Annotated in this window: 14 protein-coding genes; 8 read left to right on the forward strand and 6 right to left on the reverse strand. The window is 71.8% G+C overall.

Annotation, left to right across the window (positions count from 1 at the left end; all coding sequences use genetic code 11):
• The first annotated feature begins 49 nt into the window (after positions 1-49).
• Positions 50-1,285: an MFS transporter gene (locus tag ACZ7CF_RS07685; RefSeq protein WP_470369174.1), complete on the forward strand. Its 1,236-nt coding sequence runs from the start codon at positions 50-52 to the stop codon at positions 1,283-1,285.
• On the opposite strand, the gene ACZ7CF_RS07690 is transcribed toward ACZ7CF_RS07685, so the two are convergent.
• Complete coding sequence (locus ACZ7CF_RS07690; RefSeq protein WP_470369175.1) at positions 1,212-2,414, reverse strand: fumarylacetoacetate hydrolase family protein; 1,203 nt, start codon at positions 2,412-2,414, stop codon at positions 1,212-1,214. The two genes, ACZ7CF_RS07685 and ACZ7CF_RS07690, sit on opposite strands and share 74 nt — an antisense overlap.
• Positions 2,415-2,706: 292 nt before the next feature.
• On the opposite strand from ACZ7CF_RS07690, the gene ACZ7CF_RS07695 reads away from it, so the two are divergent.
• Positions 2,707-3,528, forward strand: a complete 822-nt coding sequence (locus ACZ7CF_RS07695) for a hypothetical protein (RefSeq protein ID WP_470369176.1) — start codon at positions 2,707-2,709, stop codon at positions 3,526-3,528.
• A 22-nt stretch (positions 3,529-3,550) separates the two neighbouring features.
• Here ACZ7CF_RS07695 and ACZ7CF_RS07700 read toward each other — a convergent pair whose 3' ends face one another.
• The 5 genes from ACZ7CF_RS07700 to ACZ7CF_RS07720 form a co-directional block, all read right to left on the reverse strand.
• Positions 3,551-6,445 (reverse strand): ATP-binding protein, encoded by a 2,895-nt coding sequence (locus tag ACZ7CF_RS07700; RefSeq protein ID WP_360383609.1) that lies wholly within the window; start codon positions 6,443-6,445, stop codon positions 3,551-3,553.
• Positions 6,446-6,896: 451 nt separating this feature from the next.
• The gene (locus ACZ7CF_RS07705) at positions 6,897-8,363 is read right to left on the reverse strand and encodes an acyl-CoA carboxylase subunit beta (RefSeq protein ID WP_470369177.1); all 1,467 of its coding nucleotides are present in this window, start codon (positions 8,361-8,363) and stop codon (positions 6,897-6,899) included.
• A 27-nt stretch (positions 8,364-8,390) separates the two neighbouring features.
• A complete protein-coding gene (locus tag ACZ7CF_RS07710; protein WP_470369178.1) occupies positions 8,391-10,232 on the reverse strand; it encodes an acyl-CoA dehydrogenase family protein in 1,842 nt (613 codons plus the stop codon).
• A 29-nt stretch (positions 10,233-10,261) separates the two neighbouring features.
• Complete coding sequence (locus tag ACZ7CF_RS07715; RefSeq protein WP_470369179.1) at positions 10,262-11,482, reverse strand: beta-ketoacyl-[acyl-carrier-protein] synthase family protein; 1,221 nt, start codon at positions 11,480-11,482, stop codon at positions 10,262-10,264.
• Positions 11,479-11,706: an acyl carrier protein gene (locus ACZ7CF_RS07720; protein ID WP_458434402.1), complete on the reverse strand. Its 228-nt coding sequence runs from the start codon at positions 11,704-11,706 to the stop codon at positions 11,479-11,481. Before ACZ7CF_RS07720 ends, ACZ7CF_RS07715 begins: the two co-directional genes overlap by 4 nt.
• A 343-nt stretch (positions 11,707-12,049) precedes the next feature.
• Here ACZ7CF_RS07720 and ACZ7CF_RS07725 point away from each other — a divergent pair, with 343 nt between their 5' ends.
• The 6 genes from ACZ7CF_RS07725 to ACZ7CF_RS07750 all read left to right on the forward strand — a co-directional run bounded on the left by ACZ7CF_RS07725 (position 12,050) and on the right by ACZ7CF_RS07750 (position 17,814).
• On the forward strand, positions 12,050-13,063 hold the full coding sequence (locus ACZ7CF_RS07725) for a beta-ketoacyl-ACP synthase III (RefSeq protein WP_360383599.1): 1,014 nt from the start codon (positions 12,050-12,052) through the stop codon (positions 13,061-13,063).
• A gap of 34 nt (positions 13,064-13,097) precedes the next feature.
• Positions 13,098-13,556, forward strand: coding sequence for a MaoC family dehydratase (locus ACZ7CF_RS07730; RefSeq protein ID WP_360383596.1), 459 nt, complete (start codon positions 13,098-13,100; stop codon positions 13,554-13,556).
• 104 nt (positions 13,557-13,660) lie between these two features.
• Positions 13,661-14,035 carry a response regulator transcription factor gene (locus tag ACZ7CF_RS07735; protein ID WP_360383593.1) on the forward strand — a complete coding sequence of 125 codons (375 nt, stop codon included), beginning with the start codon at positions 13,661-13,663 and terminating at the stop codon, positions 14,033-14,035.
• Entirely contained in the window at positions 14,032-15,120 is a 1,089-nt protein-coding gene (locus ACZ7CF_RS07740; protein WP_470369180.1) for a HEAT repeat domain-containing protein, read from the forward strand. The genes ACZ7CF_RS07735 and ACZ7CF_RS07740 overlap by 4 nt, the downstream gene beginning before the upstream one ends.
• Positions 15,117-16,613: a glycosyltransferase family 2 protein gene (locus ACZ7CF_RS07745; protein WP_458432352.1), complete on the forward strand. Its 1,497-nt coding sequence runs from the start codon at positions 15,117-15,119 to the stop codon at positions 16,611-16,613. Before ACZ7CF_RS07740 ends, ACZ7CF_RS07745 begins: the two co-directional genes overlap by 4 nt.
• Positions 16,603-17,814 (forward strand): sensor histidine kinase, encoded by a 1,212-nt coding sequence (locus ACZ7CF_RS07750; RefSeq protein WP_470369181.1) that lies wholly within the window; start codon positions 16,603-16,605, stop codon positions 17,812-17,814. Before ACZ7CF_RS07745 ends, ACZ7CF_RS07750 begins: the two co-directional genes overlap by 11 nt.
• Positions 17,815-17,849 lie beyond the last annotated feature (35 nt).

The following is a 17,849-nucleotide window of genomic DNA, read 5'->3' on the forward strand; positions in this document are numbered from 1 at the left end:
GCAGAGCTGGAGATCCCGGAACCGGCACTGCGAGCCTCGCCCGGTGAAGATGATCGACTCTACCGTCCTCCGGCCACCGTTCAGGGGGTTCCTCGCCGCCCGCACCGTCTCCCTCCTGGGCTCCTCGATGTCGTCCGTCGCGCTGGCGCTCGGCGTTCTCGGGGCCACCGGACGCGCCACCGACCTCGGCATCGTGCTGGCGGCCGGGATCGGTCCTCAGCTCGTGCTCCTGCTCGTCGGCGGTGCCGTGGCCGACCGGTTCTCGCGCAGGACCCTGCTGGTCCACGCCAACCTCGGGGCCGGACTGACGCAGGCGGGCGTCGCCGCGATCCTGCTGTCCGGCACGTTCGACCTGCTCCCCGTGTCCCTGCTCGCGGTGGCGCACGGCGCACTCGAGGCGTTCGCGTCGCCCGCCCTGCGCGGCATCGTCCCCGAGCTCGTCGCACCGGAGGACCTGCACCGCGCCAACTCCGCGCTGTCCCTGAGCCGCAACGTCAGCCGGGTCGCGGGCCCCGCCCTCGCCGGCGTCATCACGGCCGTCGCCGGCGGCGGCTGGGCCGTGGCCGCCGACGCGCTGAGCTTCCTCATCGCGGCCGCACTGCTGTCCCGGTTGCCGAGGTCCGGACGGGTCAGCGGCGCGCGCGGCAGCCTGCTGCCCGACATCCGGGCGGGCTGGCGGGAGTTCAGGTCGACCACCTGGGTGTGGGTCACGTCGCTGGCGTTCTTCGTCGTCAACCTCGCGAACGTCGGCCCCTGGCAGGTGCTCGGCCCGGCGCTCACCAGGGAGGACGGCGGCGACGCGGCGTGGGGCCTGGTGCTGAGCGTGCGCGCGGCCGGCCTCGTCGCCATGAGCCTGCTGATGTACCGCCTCGTGCTGCGCAGGCCGTTGCGCGCGGGAATGGTCGCGGCCGCCTTCGGCGCGCTCCCGCTGTTCGCGCTGAGCGCGGACGCCGGTCTGCCGGTGCTGCTGGTCTGCGTCTTCGTCGGCGCGATGGGGTTCACGGTGTCCGGGGTCACCTGGGACACCGCGTTGCAGCAGAACGTGCGCCCCGAAGTCCTCTCCAGGGTGTCTTCCTACGACGACCTGCTGTCCTTCGGCGCGATTCCGATCGGCCTGCTCGTGGTGGGACGAGCAGCGGCCGAGTGGGGTGCGCGGACGGTGGCGCTCGCCGGCGGGGTCGTGTTCGTGGCCGCGGCGCTCGTTCCCCTGCTCAGCCGGTCGGTCCGCGACCTGCGCGCGACCCCAGCAGACCGCGGCCGGCGAGGTTCTCCATCAGCGCGGTGATGCCGAACGCCCAGTCCTCCGCGTCCTCGGCCGTGTTCACGACGTTCGTCAACGCCCCCAGTCGCGGCGAGGAGATGCGCACGACGTCCCCGACCTTGTGCGTGAACCCCTCACCGGGCTGGTCCCGGTCCTCGGTCGGGGCGAACATCGTGCCGGTGAACAGCACGAACCCGTCGGGGTAGCGGTGGTGGGCACCATAGGCGTGGGACACGAGGTCCTCCAGCTCCCGGCTGATCTCGGAGACCGGGTTCACGCCGTGCAGCTCGAACCCGTCGGGCCCGGTGATGTCCAGGGCGATCTCGGTGGCCTTGGCGTCCGCGAGCGTGAACCCGTCGTCGAACAGCCGGAGGAACGGCCCGACGGCGCAGGAGCCGTTGTTGTCCTTCGCCTCGGTGAGCAGCAGGGCACTGCGCCCCTCGAAGTCGCGCAGGTTGACGTCGTTGCCGAGCGTCGCGCCGACCGGCTTCCCGCGCGAGTCCACGACCAGGACGAGCTCGGGCTCGGGGTTGTTCCACTCCGAGCGGGCGAGAACGCCGACGTCGGCGCCCAGCCCCACCGCCGAGAGCACCGGCGCCTTGGTGAAGATCTCGGGGTCGGGCCCGATGCCGACCTCCAGGTACTGCGACCACAGCCCCTCCGCCTGCAGCACCCCCTTCACCTCCGCGGCCTGGGCGGACCCCGGCCGCAGGTGGGAGATGTGGCCCCGCACGGCCGCACCCACCTTCGCGCGCACCTCCTCGGCCCGCGCCGGGTCCCCGTCGGCGCGCTCCTCGATGACCCGTTCGAGCATGCTGCGCACGAACGTCACGCCGGCGGCCTTGAGCACCTGCAGGTCGACCGGCGCCAGGAACCGGGGGACGGCACCGGCGGCCCGGCTCGCCGTGGCCGCCAGCACCTCCGCGAGCGGCCACGACGTGCCACCGGGGTGCGTCCTGACGACCTCCACCGCGTCCGGCCGTTCGAGCAGCGCTGACACGGTCGGCGCCACCGGCGACAGGTCGACGACCTCCTCACCGCGGACCGCCACGACCGAAGGGCCGCTCACGGACGGGTCGAAGACCCTCCCGGCCAGCGTGGCGTCCGCTGCGTCGCCGGGGAGGACGTCGGCTGCGGTGAGCGAGATCCCCATGGGAACCCTTCCTGCTGCGGTGGCCGGGTCTCTGCCGTCGTGACGGCGTGATCGCGGGTGTGGCGCTGCGACTGTTGTACCGCATCGCTGACCGGCCAGGTGGCCGCTGCGCTGTTCACTGCCGCACCGGACCCCCTGACCCGCGCCCCGGGGGACTGGGTCGGGACCGCACTGGCCCGGGGAGGTTGAAAGCACCGCGCACACCGGCTGACAGAATGGACGAATGGCTCTGGGTTACGTCCTCGCTGTGTTGGCGACCCTGGCGTCAGGCAGTGGTTCGATCTTGGAGTCGATGGGTGTCCGGCGTGTCGCCGCGCACGGCGGATCGTCTCGCGATCTCATCGCTCTCTGGCGCCAGTGGCGGTACTTCCTCGGTCTCGGCGTGAACCTGCTGGGGTTCGCGTGCGCGTCCGCGGCCCTGCACCGCCTGCCGCTGTTCCTCGTCCAGTCGATGCTCGCGTTCAGCGTCGGCGTGACCGCCATGATCAGCGCATTCATGGGCACCCGCCTGCGCAGGTCGGGGTGGGTGGCACTGGCCGTCGGCGCGATCGGCCTGGTCCTGCTGGGCGTCTCCGCGGAGCCGGGCAGGGCCCAGGCCCTGCCGCCGCAGTGGCGGTGGGTCCTCGTGGCCGTGGCACTCCCGGTGGCGGCGATCGCCGTCTACGCCCGCCGCCACAACCACGTCTGGGCCACCGTCGCACTGGCCTTCGGCTCCGGCATCGCCTACAGCGTCGTCGGCATCTCGGCCAGGACCCTCCACCTCCCCGACACCGCGTGGCGACTGGTCCTCGAACCGGCGGCCTGGGCCATCGTCCTCAACGGCCTCGTCGCGGCGGTGCTGTTCGCGATGGCCCTGCAGAAGGGCGGCCCGACCGGTGTCACCGCGATCATGTTCACCACGAACACGGCGCTCTCGTCGTTCGTCGGCCTGGTCTACCTCGGTGACACCGTCCGCGACGGGTACCTGACCGCCGCGACCATCGGGTTCGTGCTGGCGTTCGCCGGGGCCATCGCCGTCGCCCACTACTCGGCGAACACCCAGCAGGAGGAAGGCACAGCGCCCGCCGGCCGTGCGCCGGCGAAGCACACGATCTCCTCGCTGGACCAGCGGTAGCGCCCGGCGCGTTCCGGCGGCGTCACCTCCGTGAGACGAAGCCGCCGAGTGCGGAGGACAGCTGGGTCCGGCGGCGCACACCGAGCTTGCGGTAGATGCTCGTGAGGTGGAACTCGACGGTGCGCCGGGTGACGTTGAGCTTGTGCGCGACCTCGTCGTTCGACCTCCCCTCCAGCACCAGGCTCGCCACGCGGTACTCGTGCGGCGTCAGCAGCGCGGTGGACGAGGGGCCCGGTGGCGGCACGCTCGCCGGCTCGGCACGAGGCCGCACCAGCTCACTCCCCGCGGCGCCGGCCCCCAGACCCGCGAGCCGCTGTCCCGGCTCCACGACGACGCCGCACTGCTCGCCCAGCATCCGCGCCTCCGCGAGGTGGCGCCGTGCCGCGTCGCGGTGGCCCTTCTCCCACTGGGTGACGGCGAGCTCGAGCAGCACCCTGGCGTGCAGCATCCGCGCGGGCGACCCCCTCAGCAGCGCGTCGGCCTCGGACAGCCAGGGCGCGGCGGCGGCACCGCCGGTCACGATGCCCACGGTCAGCAACGCGCGGGCCACGACGGTCGGCGCGCCCCACTTCCGTGCCAGCGTCAGCTCTTCGAGCGCCAGGTCCAGTGCCTGCCTGCGCTGCCCCAGCCGGAGCCTGGCCAGCGCCGCGTAGGAGCGCCAGGGGCGCACGGCCGGACTGCCCATGCCCCAGGACACCAGGCGCTCACCGCATTCGAGCTGGTCGGCGAGCGCTCCCGCGGCGTCACCGCGCTCCATGCGCAACGCACCCCTCGCGTGCAGGAGCGCGGTGTGCGGCCAGGTCTGCGGCAGCGTCCTCGTCCTGCCGAGGAGCAGGAGGGCCTCCTCCGCGTCGTCGAGCGCGCCGAGCTCCATGTGTGCGCGCATCAGCGCTTCGACGGCGTAGACGTTCCCGAAGTGGTCGGGCGGCAGCTCCGCCTTCCTCGCAGCGGACAACGCGAGCCTGGCGTCCGCGACCGCTTCGGTGAAGGACCCGCAGTGGTAGTGCGCCCGGGAACGGACGGTGTGGCCGAGCAGCTCGATCAGCGACAACCCCTCCCGGTGCGCTTCGAGCAGGACGTCGTTGCAGTAGCGCATCACCAGTTCGAGGTCATCGGTGCGGATGAAGGCGTTGAGCACGCCGAGGAGCCGCTGCGGGTGCTGCAGCATGGCGGCCGCGCCGTTCTGCATCGCCGCGACGGCCGCCTCGCGGCACAGGTGCAGGTCGGTTCCCCGGTTGCCGGCGTCCTCGGCGATCAGCGCCGCGAGCCTGCGACCACGTGCGTCGCGACTGCGCCACTCCCGCTCGTCGAAGCGGGTGAGGTCCACCTGGCCGGTCGAGGGGTCCCGCGACGGCACCGTGAGCTTTCTCAGGAGCTGCAGCATGTCGACCGCCGCGGGGATCTTGGGCCCGATCTCGTCCACGGCGCGGCTCAGCACCTCGTCCGCCTTGTCGTAGGCACCGTCGAGGTACAGGACCTGGGCGAGCCGGCAGACGACCGCGAGGGTCCTCTCCGGGTCGTCCAGCTCGCCGATGCCCTCCTCGAGGTGCACGACCGCCATCCGCGGGTCGACGTAGGTCTCGGCGAACCCCAGCCGCAGCACCAGGTCTCGCCTCTGGGCGGCGGAGACGTCCTCCTGCAGGGCCCTGTTCAGCAGTTTCGCACCGGACTGGGGATCGCCCTCGGTGATCAGCGTCTCGGCGGCGGCCCGGAGCGCGTCCACGGCCCAGGAACCCAGACGGGAGGACGTCCGCAGGACGTGCCGTGCGATGAGGAGGGAGGACGCGCGCGTCCGGTGCAGGAACCGCGCGGCTCTGGCGTGCAGCTCCTCCTGGTCACCGTAGGCGACGGCCTCCTCGATCCCGCTCCTGAGCGCCGAGTGGGCGAAGGTGAGCTCGCCCTCCGGAGCGAGCACCCCCATCCCCTCGAGCTGGCGCACCTGGTCCGCGGCCGCGCCGCTGCTCATGCCCGTGACCGCGGCCAGGAGCTCCAGGTGAGGTGGCACCACGACGGCGATCGCCTTGGCGACCTCGACCAGCTCGCGTGACTGCCGGTTGAGCCGCGCGAGCACGGACCGCCCCAGTTCCTCTGGCTGCGGGGTGATCAGGTTGGCCGCGGCCTGCTCGTCCGGTGCCACCGACTGCTCCCTCATCAGGGAGAGGATCTGGGTGGACACCATGGGGCAGCCGTTGGTGGCCCGCAGGAGGGAGGCGGTGAACTTCTCGTGCGGTGCGCGTCCGAGCACCTGCTCGGTGAGGGCCGCGACGTCCGGCGCGGTGAGAACGCCCAGCCGCAGCCGCTCCGAGTAGATCTCGAGCTCGGCGAGGAGGATCGGATCGGTCGGCCGGATGCCGGACGTGCGGCCCAGCAGGATCGTGACCGGGAGTCGGGCCACCCGGTGGACCAGGTAGTTCAGCCAGCGCAGGGACGGCACGTCCGTCCACTGCACGTCGTCGATGACGAGGCAGAGGGGCGCGTGCTGCGCGAGACCGGTCGTGATGCGGTAGAGGTCGCGGATCGCCCGGTGGACGTGGACCTCCTCGAAGTCGCCCAGGTCGCCCGCGGGGTGCCCGGCGATGACCGCGTGCCCGTGCGGTGCGGCTTCCTCGTCCCAACCGCTGGTCCGCTCCAGGCGCAGGTGCTCGAAGAGCTGCTGGACCACGGCGAACGGCATCTCCCGCTCCATCGGCGACGCCACGGCCCTGCAGATGACGAATCCGCGTTCACGTGCCATCGAGCACGCGGCGTCCAGCAGTGCCGTCTTGCCGATGCCGGTCGCTCCTTCGAACAGGAGCGTGGAGGGCATGGCGGCCTCCGCTGCGTCCAGGGCCTCCGTGATGCGTTGCAACTCGGCCCCGCGGCCGACGAGGGCGGTCCGGCTGTTGAGATTCCGGCGTCGACTTGCGTCGGCTTTCATCGTGAACGCTCCGTAGTCAGCAGCTGGTCCGTTCGGGTAATAATCGTATTAGTCCACGGGTGTTAAATTTGCTCTTTCAATTCCACGCGAGGGTACCCTGCTGGTCACGGGCGTAAATGAGGCATTCGGGGGACGCTTCTCCTGGGGTGCGACGAGATTTATCACATCCGCACGAGGATGTCGTTTGGGGCGATAAGGAAAAAAGAGAAAAATGAATTCGGTCACACCTCCGCCGTGTGCGCTGCCTCTTGATCGAAGTCGCCTCTCGATTGAAGGCAGTCGTGACCGGCGGGGCAAACCGGTGTTCCAGTCCCTGGCACAGGACGAGCCCCTCCGGCTGACGGCTCCGCGAGATCAGCTCAGGCACCGCACCGCGCGCAGCAGAATGCCGCCCTCGCGGTAGCGGAAGGCGGCATCCTGGGTGAGGCGGAGATGGAGTCCTGAGCTGTCGTCACTGCGGCATGTTGCCGTGCCGGTGCTCCGGGCGCCGGGCACGCATCAACGGACGGATGACCTTGATGATCGCGTCGCGGGTCTGCGCCGGCGTGATGAGCGCGTCGACGGCTTGGCGTGCGGTCGCCAGCGCCGGCGACAGTGCTTCCGCGCGGTAGTTCTCCAGCAGCTCCTGGCGCTTGCCGGGGTTCGCGGCGAGCTCGCGGCGGAACACGACCTCCACCGCGCCCTCGGCTCCCATGACGCCGATCTCCGCCGTGGGCCAGGCGAACACGCGGTCGGCGCCGAGCTGCTTGGAGTTCATCACGATGTACGCGCCGCCGTAGGCCTTGCGCAGGATCACGGTCACCCTGGGCACGGTCGCTTCCGCGAAGGCGTACAACAACTTGGCGCCGCGGCGGATGACGCCGTCGGTCTCCTGGGACCGGCCGGGCAGGAAACCCGGGGTGTCGACGAGCGTGACCAGGGGGAGGCCGAAGGCGTCGCACATCCGCACGAACCGTGCGCCCTTCTCGGCCGCCTGGGCGTTGAGCGTGCCCGCCAGCGTGTTCGGCTGGTTCGCCACGACCCCCACCGGCATGCCGTCCACCCGCGCGAAGCCGATGACGATGTTCGCGGCGTAGTGCGGCTGGAGCTCGAGGAAGCTGTCCCCGTCGACCAGCCCGCGCACGACTCGCCGCACGTCGTAGGTCTTGCGCTGTTCGGACGGCACCTCGGGGTCGGTCTCCGGCTCGCGGGCCAGGTGCAGCGGCAGCTCGTCCCAGCACGAGCTGGGAAGGTAGGACAAGATCCGGCGCACCAGCGGGAACGCGTCCTCGGGGCGTTCGGTCACGAGGTGTGCGAGGCCGGACATGGCGGAGTGGACGGGCGCACCGCCGAGGTCCGCGGCGGTGACGTCCTCACCGGTCACGCTGCGCACGACCTTGGGACCGGTCAGGAACATGTGCGCCTGGCGGTCCATCACGATCAGGTCGGTCAGCGCGGGGGAGTAGGCGGCACCGCCCGCGCAGGCACCGAGGATCACGCTGATCTGCGGCACCCGCCCGGACAGGGCCACGTTGCGGCGGAAGATCGACGCGTACCCGTCGAGAGCGGAGACCCCCTCCTGGATGCGCGCTCCGCCGGAGTCCAGCACGCCCACCACCGGGCACCGCGCCCGCTCCGCCTGGTCGAGGACCTGCGCGATCTTCTGCGCGTGGGTGGCGCCCAGGGTCCCGCCCAGCACGGAGACGTCCTGGGCGAACACGGCGGCGGGCCGCGCGTCGATCTCGGCCGTGCCCGTGATCACCGCATCTCCCGCAGGCGTCTTGGCCTGCATGCCGAAGGCGGTGCACTGGTGCTTCGCCTCCGCGCCGAACTCCACCAGGCTGCCGGCGTCGACGAGCGCGTTCAGCGCGTCGCGGGCACCGGGCTTGGCCGGCTTCACCGGCGCGGGGGTCGCGGCCGGGTTAATCGTCGTGGTCACGGGTTCTGTCTCCGTCGGCTCTCGTGGTCAGACCAGCGGCAGATCGGGTACGGGCAGCAGTTCGGCGTAGGCCTCGACGTAGTCCGCGGAGGCGATGGGAGCGCGCAGCACGTCGTTGGAGATGCCGAAGGCGTCGACGACGTCCTCGACCCGGGGCAAGAGCCGTTCGTCGACCGCAGCGACCAGCGAGGGCAGCTCTCGGGCCTGAGCGGGTTCGAGGGTGCCGTCGCACAGGTGCCAGGCCGCGTCCCGGCCCAGTTCGGCGAGGGCGAACCGCAGGAACAGCGCCCGGAGGACCTCACCGACCTCGGCGGAGGTGGCTCGCTGCGCCAGTGCGTGGAGTTCTTCGAGGGCACGTCGCACGCCGTGCACCCTGCCGAGCTCCGAGGCCGGCAACGCGGCGCCGTTGGCCCGCTCGAACGGGTCGTCACCGGTCCTGCGTGCCGCGCGTGCTTCCTCGTAGACCCTGTTCTCGCGGTGCGAGAACAGGCGGAGCAGGAACTCCGGGTCGTCCAGCGCGCCGTGACCGGGTGCCGAGACCGGTGGCTCGTAGCCGCGGCCGAGCAGCATCTCGTTGGCGGCGTCCAGGAGCACGACCTGGTTGTCGCCCTCGGCGGTGATCGATCCCTGGACCAGTGCCACGTAGGGCGAGATCCTGTTGTGCGCGAACATGCCCCGCGCTCCGCACCGTTCGATGCAGGTGGTCACCACGTCCTGCGCCGTCCACGTGACCAGCGCCTTGGTCACGGCGAGCGCGCGTTTGACCTCGACCGAGGCGAGAGAGCTCCGCGCCGCCTGCCGCCTGGTCCCGTTCAACAGCACGCTGACGGCGCACGTCCTGGCAAGGGCGTCGAGCAGCTGCGCCTGGTGGGTCCGGAAGGTCATGACGGGAACGGACCGGCCACCGGAGACGGTGACGCGCCGGCCGTGCGCGTGCCGGACGGCGATGAAGACGCTGGCGCGGGCGGCGGCCGCGGTCGCGGAGGTGAGGCAGAGCTTGCCGGTCTGCACCCTGGTCATCGCCCTGGTGAACCTGCGGCGCAACGACCTGACCGCACCCGTGCGGCTCCCGTCCGCAGCGATGACCGGCTCTGCGGCGTCCAGCAGCAACGCTCGCGGAACGCGCACGCCCCGGAAGGTGGTGACGGCGTTGTCGAGCGCCAGCCCCGGCTTGTCGCCCAGCGGCTTGACGTCGACTCCCCGGCACGGGCCGTTCTCGTCGCGGATGCGCACCACGAAGGGGAACACGCCCTCGTCGGCACCGTCGATCTCCAGCCGGGCCAGCACCACGGCGATCTTCGGCACGCCGTCCAGGCCGGTGTTGGGCATGAACTTGCGCGCCTCGTGGCTCGGCGTGGTGAGCACGAACTCGTCGGTCGAACGGTCGTAGACCGCCCGTGTGCGCAGTTCGGCGACGTTGTTGCCGTAACCCAGCTCGGTCGCGAGGAAGACGCCGACCGAGTCCATCCTGGCCAGCTCGTCGACCACGGCGGCCAGCTCCGGCCGGTCACCGCCGAGCTCCAGGACGGCGCCGAGGCACAGGTTGTAGTGGATGGTCAGCACCGACACCAGGGTCGGGTCGAGCACACCGGCCCACTCGTGCAGGACGAGGAAGCGCTCCAGGTCACCGCTGACGAACTCGCGAACGGGTCCGAGCTCGGCGTTGACCTGCCGCAGCCGGCGGTAGGCGAGAGCGGCGTTCTCGGCGGGCGAGCGGCCTTCCACCTGGTCGAAGGCCGCGGTGGAGAAGAGCTTGGCGTACCGGTCGTGCTCCTCGTCGGCGCCGTACCGCAGCAGTCCGCGCAACTCCGCCACCTGGTCCGCGGTGAGACGCGCGAGCGCCTCCGATCGAGCGTCGTGCGCAACCACTTGCTTGCTCCTTCTTCTCTGGGTGCCGGTCAGGGCGCGCCGACGAGCAGTGCGGCGTTCTGCCCGCCGAACCCGAACGAGGTGCTCATGGCGATCTCGATCGCCTGCCGCCTCGCCACCGGGGCGAGGTCGAGGTCGATCTCCGGGTCGAGGTTCTCGAGGTTGGCCGTGGGCGGGACCAGCCCGTGTTCGATGCTGAGGGAGGCGTAGACGGTCTCGGCCGCCCCGGCCGCCGCGAGCAGGTGGCCGGTGACGCCCTTGGTCGAGGCCACCGAGATCCCGTCGCCGAAGACCTCGCGCACCGCTTTCGCCTCTGCCTGGTCGTTGAGCTTGGTCGACGTGCCGTGCGCGTTGAGGTGGTCGACGTCCGCACCGGTGAGGCCCGCGTCCAGCAGCGCCGCGGTGATCGCCGCGCGTGCGCCCACGCCGTCGGGGTGCGGGCTGGTCACGTGGTGGGCGTCAGCGGAGGCGCCGTAGCCGAGCACCCGGCCCCGGACCGTCGCGCCGCGGGCACGGGCGTCCGCCTCCCGTTCGAGGACGACGATGGCCGCGCCCTCCGCTGCCACGAACCCGTCCCGGTCGCGGTCGAACGGGCGAGAGGCCCTGCTCGGGTCCGCTGACCGCTTGGTGAGCGCCCCCATCCTGGCGAACGCGGAGAGCACGAGCGGCACGAGCGAGGCATCGGCGGCACCCGCGACCGCGACGTCGCACGCACCGGACTGCAGCAGCATCCGCGCCGTGCCGATCGCGGTGGCACCGGAGGCGCACGCGGTCGACACCGTCAGGTTGGGACCGGTCGCCGACAGGTGGATGGCGAGCTGACCGGCCACCATGTTCACCAGCGACATCGGCATCGTGAGCGGTGAGGTCGCGGCCGGGCCGCGGTTCAGCATCGCCACGTGCTGCGCGGTCAGCGTCTCCATGCCGCCGACCGACACCCCGATGACGATCGCGACGCGGGCGCCGTCCCAGTCGCTGGTCCGCAGTCCCGCGTCCTGGACCGCCTCGCCGGCGGCGACGATGCCGAGCTGGCTGTAGCGGTCGAGCCGCCGAGCACCGTGACCGAGCAGCATCCGCGCGTCGAAGTCCGTGACCGGGCACACGACCTGGGTCCCCAGCACACCGAGGTCAGGACCGAGCACGGCCGTCGGTTCGCCGGCGCTGACGCGCTTCCAGTTCTCGTCGACGCCGACGCCCGCCGAGGTCACCATCCCCCGGCCGGTGATGACGACCTCGGGACGCGAGGTCATGCCGCGACCTTGCCGCTCAGCAGCCCGGCGACGTCGGCGATCGTGGTGACCGTCTCGAGCTCCTCGTCGGAGATCAGGACGTTGTAGTGCTCGCCCATGACGACGCCGAACTCGACCACGTCCAGGGAGTCGGTCAGCACCTCTTCGAGCGCGGTGTCCGCGGTGATCGTGTCGGCCGGAACCGCGAACTTGGTCGTCAGGACCTCGGCGATCGTGTTGTACACGCTGGACAAGACGTTTCCTCCTGCGATGGGCGGCTCGGCGGCGCGTCGGCAACCGTTGGCAGCACCAACTCTGCGACAGGTGGGGGAGGTTCGTGCTGTGGAGAACCACAGTCGGTTGTGTGACCTGATCGGACCGCGCGGCCACCTCGCCATTCCGTCCACTTAGGACCTGGGAATGACGGGCCCGCTGGTGTGCCGATGACATCGGTGCGGTTCGGCTTGGCGACGATGCGGCCGGGAACGCGCCGCTGTGGACTTCCACAGTCGATTCCGGCTCGCGCTGGTTAGCGTCGATGACGTCGTACCGGCGTCGACGCGCCACGCGAGATCAACGGGAGAACGTATGACAGCGGATCAACGCCGTGCCGCGGTGCTGTGCGGGATCGGCACGTGGTTGCCGTCGAGGGTGGTGACGAACGACGAGCTCGCTCGTCAGCTGGACACCTCGGACGAGTGGATCCGGAAGCGGACCGGCATCCGGGAACGCCGGGTGCTCGAACCCGGCATGTCGACCTCGGTCCTCGCGGTGGAGGCGGGTGCCCGTGCGCTGAAGTCGGCCGGTGGCGCGGACGTCGACCTGGTGATCGTGGCCACGACGACACCGGACCACCCCTGCCCGTCCACCGCGCCCGAGGTCGCCAGCAGGCTCGGGCTGAGCGGGGTGCCCGCCTTCGACCTCAACGCCGTGTGCGCGGGCTTCGTGTACGCGCTCGCGACGGCCGCGGGCCACATCGCCGCGGGCATCGCCGAACGCGTGCTGGTGATCGGCGCCGACACCTTCACCACGGTGCTGAACCCGCAGGACCGCACCACCGCGGCCATCTTCGGCGACGGCGCCGGCGCGGTGGTGCTCCGCGCGGGCACCGCGGACGAACCGGGCGCCTTCGGCCCGTTCGACCTGGGATCGGACGGCACCGGCTCGGACCTGTTGATCGTGCCCGCCGGTGGTTCCGAGCAGCGCGGTTCCGGAGAGCCGCTCGACCCCGCCGACGTCCACTTCCGGATGGACGGCCAGCCGGTGTACCGCCACGCCGTGGCGCGCATGAGCGAGTCGGCGGGCAAGGTGCTCGACAACGCCGGCTGGCGCCTCGAGGACGTGGACCGGTTCGCGTGCCACCAGGCGAACGCCCGGATCATCAGCGCGGTGGCACGCAACCTCCGGGTGCCGGAAGAGCGCTTCCTCCTGAACGTCGACCGCGTGGGCAACACGGTCGCCGCCTCCATCCCGCTGGTCCTCGGCGATGCCGCCGCCGCAGGGGAGCTGGTCGCAGGCAACCGCGTACTGGTCACCTCGTTCGGCGCGGGCCTCAGCTGGGGTTCCACCGTGCTGACCTGGCCGGAACTGGTCATCGAGTGACCGCCTCCCCGGAACCGCTCACCACCACCGCCTCATGACGGCCCGGATCTTCGCCACACCGGCCGACCTGCTCGACGCCGTCGGCGACCGGCTCGGCACGAGCTCGTGGCGCACCGTCGACCAGCGCACGGTGGACGGCTTCGCCGACGTCACCGGCGACCACCAGTGGATCCACCGTGCGGGTCCCGCAGCCGACGCAGGTCCGTTCGGAGGACCGGTGGCGCACGGCTTCCTCACCCTGTCGCTGGTGGTCCCGATGCTCGACGAGGTGCTCCGCGTCGACGGGGCCTCGTCGGTCGTCAACAGGGGCGTCGACGCGCTGCGCTTCACCACACCGGTTCCGGCCGGAGGACGCATCCGGCTGACCGCCGAGCTCACGTCGGCGAAGTCGCGGGCCCGTGACTTCGTGGAGGCCGTGGTGTCGGTCGTCGTCGAGGTCGAGGGGAAGCCCCGTCCCGCCTGCAAGGCCGACCTGGTCATGCTCTACCGGTGAGACGGCGTTCTTCCGGCGGCGGTTGCGCCATCCAGATGACGTGAAGGACTGAATGGTCTAATCAGGGGTACCTCGAACGGGAGACCGAGAGTTCGGGAGTTCCCATGACCACCGTGCTCGTCGCCGATGACGATGCTGACGTCCGGGACGTCGTGGTGTTCAAGCTCGAGCAGTCGGGCTACGACGTGCTCGTCGCCGAAGACGGCGCCACGGCGTTGACCCTGGCCCGCGACGCCTTGCCGGACATCGCCGTCCTGGACGTGATGATGCCCCGGATGACCGGCCTGGACGTCTGCCGGGAACTGCGCGCGGCCGAGGCCACCGCCGGCATCCCGGTGATCCTGCTGACCGCCCGTGCCCGGGAGAGCGACGTCGAAGGCGGCTTCGACTGGGGAGCGGACGACTACCTCACCAAACCGTTCAGCCCCCGTGAGCTGGCCAGCCGGGTCCGCGCCGTCCTGGCCCGCAGCCGGCGATGACCTCACCGGTGTCCCCGTCGATCGACCGCGACGTGCTGGTCGTCGCGGTGGGATGCCTCGCCGTGCTGCTCGTCGCCCTCTCCCTGGCGGTGTTGGCCGGCCGGTGGTGGCTGCGGGTCACCGACGCACGCCGCGCGGGCCTGGTGGCTTCCGCTCGCCCGTGGCTGGTCCGGCTGGTCGCAGGAGAAGACGACGATGCCGTGTCCGTGGAACGGCTCGCCGCGGTGGATGCGCGCACGTGGCGCGCACTGGAGCCGGTCGCGGTCGCCATGCTCGGCAAGGTGCGCGGCGAGGCGCGAACCGCCGTGGTCGGCCTGCTCGAACGGCGAGGTTCGGTGGAGCGGGCGATGCGCGGCGCACATCGGCGCAGCGCCGTGGTGCGTGCCCGGTCGGCCCACCTGCTCGGCGCGGTGGGCGGACCGGGGGCGACGGCGCAGCTCGCACGACTCCTGGGGGACCGAGACCTGGAAGTGCGGGCCGTGGCCGTGCGGGCCCTCGGCCGGCTGGCCGACCCGAGCGCGGCGGTCGCACTCGTGCACGGCCTGCGGCGCACACCCCCGCTACCGCACCACCTGGTCATGACCGCGCTGCGGCAGGTCGGCCCGGCGGCGGTCCCACCGTTGCTCGCCGCGGCGGACCACGCCGACGACCTCGTTCGCGCCCAGGTCGCCGAAGCCCTCGGCCTGATCGGCGCGGTGGCGGCGGCACCCGTGCTCGTGGCGATGCTGCGCACCGACCGCTCCACCGAGGTCCGCCTGCGTGCGGTCCGTGCTCTCGGCCTGATCGGCGCTCCCACCCCGGTCGACGACGTCATCGCCGCCACCTCCGCCCGCGAGCCGCTCGTGCTGCGGGTGACGGCGGCCGAGGCCCTGGGCGTGCTGGGCGCGCGGCGCGCGGTCCCGGTGCTGACCGAGCTGGTCGACGATCCCGTGCATTGGGTCGCGCACACGGCCGCCGCGTCTCTCGCCGCGATCCGCCCTGACGGAGTGGCCGCTCTCGCGCGGGTGGCTGACCGTTCGGGGCATGCCCGCGAGGCTCTGGCGGCGGCGAACGCCAGGAGGCCGCCGGCGACGGTGCGGACATGACCGCGCTGGACGTCGTCAGCGACGTCGTCGTTCTGGCCAACTGGTTCGTGCTGGCCTACTTCCTGCTGCTGAACACGAGCTACCTCGGCCTGATCCTGCTCGCGGTGCGCGAGTTCCGCCGCCACCTCCGGCGCCGCCCGTACGCGGGCTTCGAAGAGACGTACACCGACCCGTTGGCGCTCGGGGTCTCGGTCGTGATGCCGGCGCACAACGAGGAAGCGACGATCGTCGAGAGCGTCAACGCCATGCTGGCCCTGCGGCACCCGCTCTTCGAGGTCGTGGTCGTCGACGACGGCTCCACCGACGGCACCTTCGACGTGCTGCGCTCCCACTTCGGTCTGGTGGAGGTCCCGCGGGTGGTGCCGGAGGACGTCCTCACCCGCGGCGCCATCACCTCGGTGCACGCCCCGCCGGGAGCGGTGCCGCTGGTCGTGGTCCGCAAGGAGAACGGCGGCAAGGCCTCGGCGAACAACACCGGCATCAACGTCTCGGTCCAACCGCTGGTGTGCATGGTCGACGCCGACTCGCTCCTCGACCCGGACGCCCTGCTCGTCGTGGCCAGGCCCTTCGGCGACGACCCTGAACACGTGGTCGCCACCGGCGGCGTCGTGCGCGCGGTCAACGACAGCACCGTCACGGCCGGACGCGTGACCGAGCTGCGCATGCCGAGGACCTGGTTGGCGCGCACGCAGGTCGTGGAGTACCTGCGTGCGTTCCTGCTGGGACGCTCCGGCTGGTCGGCCCTCAACGCGCTCGTCGTCGTCTCCGGGGCGTTCGGCCTGTTCCGGCGCGACGTCCTGGTGGAGGTCGGTGGGCTGGACGTCGACACGATCGGGGAGGACGCCGAACTGGTCGTCCGCCTGCACCGCTGGATGCGCGAGCACCGGCGGCGCGCCAGGGTCGTGTTCGTCCCCGAGCCGGTGGCCTGGACCGAGGTGCCGGAGTCGCTGCGGGTGCTCGGCCGCCAGCGGCGCCGCTGGTCCCGAGGCCTTGCGGAGGTCCTGTGGAAGCACCGCAGGATGCTCGGGAACCCGGCGTACGGCGCGGTCGGCACGCTGGCACTGCCGTTCTACGCGCTGTTCGAGCTGCTCGCGCCGGTGGTCGAGCTGTTCGGGCTCGTCGCACTCGCCGCCGGACTGCTGATGGGGGCCGTCGACTGGGCCTTCGCCGTGCTGTTCTTCCTGGTGGCGTTCGGCTACGGCGTCGCGCTCTCCCTCGTCGCCCTCGTGGTGGAGGAGTACTCGTTCCACCGCTACCGCGGCTGGCGTGACCTGGCGGTGGCCCTCGTGGTGGCGGTCGTCGAGAACGTCGGCTACCGGCAGCTGACGGCGGTGTGGCGGCTGCGCGGCCTGGTGGACGCCCTGCGGGGCGGGAAGGCCGAGTGGGGCCGGATGACGCGGGTGGGGTTCGCCAGCGCCGAGCCCGCGGGCGGTCCCGTGCCCGCGTCCGGACCGGTGGCACATCCGGGAGAGGCGGTGCCCGATGCCCGTTGACCTGTGTGACCGCGACTCCGTGCTGGCCGAGTACGGCATCGAGGACCTGGGGCGCCATCCCGACCTGGAAGCTCTTGCGGAGCTGGCCGCGCAGGTCTGCGGGGCACCCCACGGCGCGGTCAACCTGATCAGCGAGCACCTGCAGCACCAGGTCGCGGCGGTGGGGATCTCACCCTCGGTCTGCTCGCGGGAGGACTCGATGTGCGCGGTCTCGATCGTCACCCCGGAGCCGGTCGAGGTGTTCGACGCACGGGAGGACCCCCGCTTCGCCGCCAACCCCTTCGTCACGGGCCGGATCGCATCGGTCCGGTTCTACGCCGCCAGCAGGCTGCAGGCGCCCTCCGGCGCCGTGCTCGGCACCCTGTGCGTCTTCGACGACGTCCCCCGCCGGCTGGACCCGCGACAGCGGCGCAGCCTGGACCTGCTCGCCCACCAGGCCGTCGACGTGCTGGAGCTGCGACGGTCCGGCCTGGCGCTCACCCGCACCGTCGCGGAACTGTCCGCGGCCCGCGCCGAGCTGCTGCGCTCCAACAGCGAGCTCGCCGACTTCGCCGGACGGGTCAGCCACGACCTGCGCAACCCGCTCGCGGGCATCACGGGATTCCTCGAACTGCTGTCGGACCACCCTGCCGTCGTGGCCGCCCCGACCGCCGGGCGACTGGTCGAACGCGGCAGGGGCGCCGCGAACCGCATGCACGCCCTGGTCGACGAACTGCTGGAGTACGCGAAGCTCGGCGGACAGCTGAGGTGCCGGTCTGTGGACCTCGGCACCCTCCTCGCCGACCTCGTCGACGACCGCTCCACCGGCGCGGGAACCGAGCCGGTGGAGCTGGACCTCGAACCGCTGCCGGCAGTCCGCGGCGACGAGACACACCTGCGAGCGCTGCTGCAGAACGTCATCAGCAACGCGGTCCGCTTCGCACGCCCCGACCGGCGGCTCCGCGTGCGGATCCGGGCGAAGCACAGTGGCGAGTTCGTGCGCGTCGAGATCGCCGACAACGGCAGGGGCATCCCACCCGCACGCCGCGAAGAGGCCTTCGCGCTGCTGAGCCAGGTGCACCAGCACGGCACGGTCGAAGGCGGCACGGGCATCGGACTTGCCACCTGCCGACGCGTCGTCACCGCCCACGGCGGCACGATCGGAATGGCCGACGGCATCGACGGCGGCTTGACCGTCTGGTTCACCCTGCCCGCCGCCTGATCGAGCCGAAGCGATCTTGCGGAGACGTTCGCCAG

Source organism: Lentzea sp. NPDC036955 (genome assembly GCF_055608005.1).

Excerpts from the sequence above, each read along its gene's own strand:
- ACZ7CF_RS07745 (WP_458432352.1), top strand. The coding sequence starts at position 15,117 with ATGACCGCGCTGGACGTCGTCAGCGACGTCGTCGTTCTGGCCAACTGG.
- ACZ7CF_RS07725 (WP_360383599.1), top strand. The coding sequence starts at position 12,050 with ATGACAGCGGATCAACGCCGTGCCGCGGTGCTGTGCGGGATCGGCACG.
- ACZ7CF_RS07740 (WP_470369180.1), top strand. The coding sequence starts at position 14,032 with ATGACCTCACCGGTGTCCCCGTCGATCGACCGCGACGTGCTGGTCGTC.
- ACZ7CF_RS07730 (WP_360383596.1), top strand. The coding sequence starts at position 13,098 with ATGACGGCCCGGATCTTCGCCACACCGGCCGACCTGCTCGACGCCGTC.
- ACZ7CF_RS07735 (WP_360383593.1), top strand. The coding sequence starts at position 13,661 with ATGACCACCGTGCTCGTCGCCGATGACGATGCTGACGTCCGGGACGTC.
- ACZ7CF_RS07750 (WP_470369181.1), top strand. The coding sequence starts at position 16,603 with ATGCCCGTTGACCTGTGTGACCGCGACTCCGTGCTGGCCGAGTACGGC.
- ACZ7CF_RS07715 (WP_470369179.1), bottom strand. The coding sequence starts at position 11,482 with ATGACCTCGCGTCCCGAGGTCGTCATCACCGGCCGGGGGATGGTGACC.
- ACZ7CF_RS07695 (WP_470369176.1), top strand. The coding sequence starts at position 2,707 with ATGGGTGTCCGGCGTGTCGCCGCGCACGGCGGATCGTCTCGCGATCTC.
- ACZ7CF_RS07700 (WP_360383609.1), bottom strand. The coding sequence starts at position 6,445 with ATGAAAGCCGACGCAAGTCGACGCCGGAATCTCAACAGCCGGACCGCC.
- ACZ7CF_RS07690 (WP_470369175.1), bottom strand. The coding sequence starts at position 2,414 with ATGGGGATCTCGCTCACCGCAGCCGACGTCCTCCCCGGCGACGCAGCG.
- ACZ7CF_RS07685 (WP_470369174.1), top strand. The coding sequence starts at position 50 with ATGATCGACTCTACCGTCCTCCGGCCACCGTTCAGGGGGTTCCTCGCC.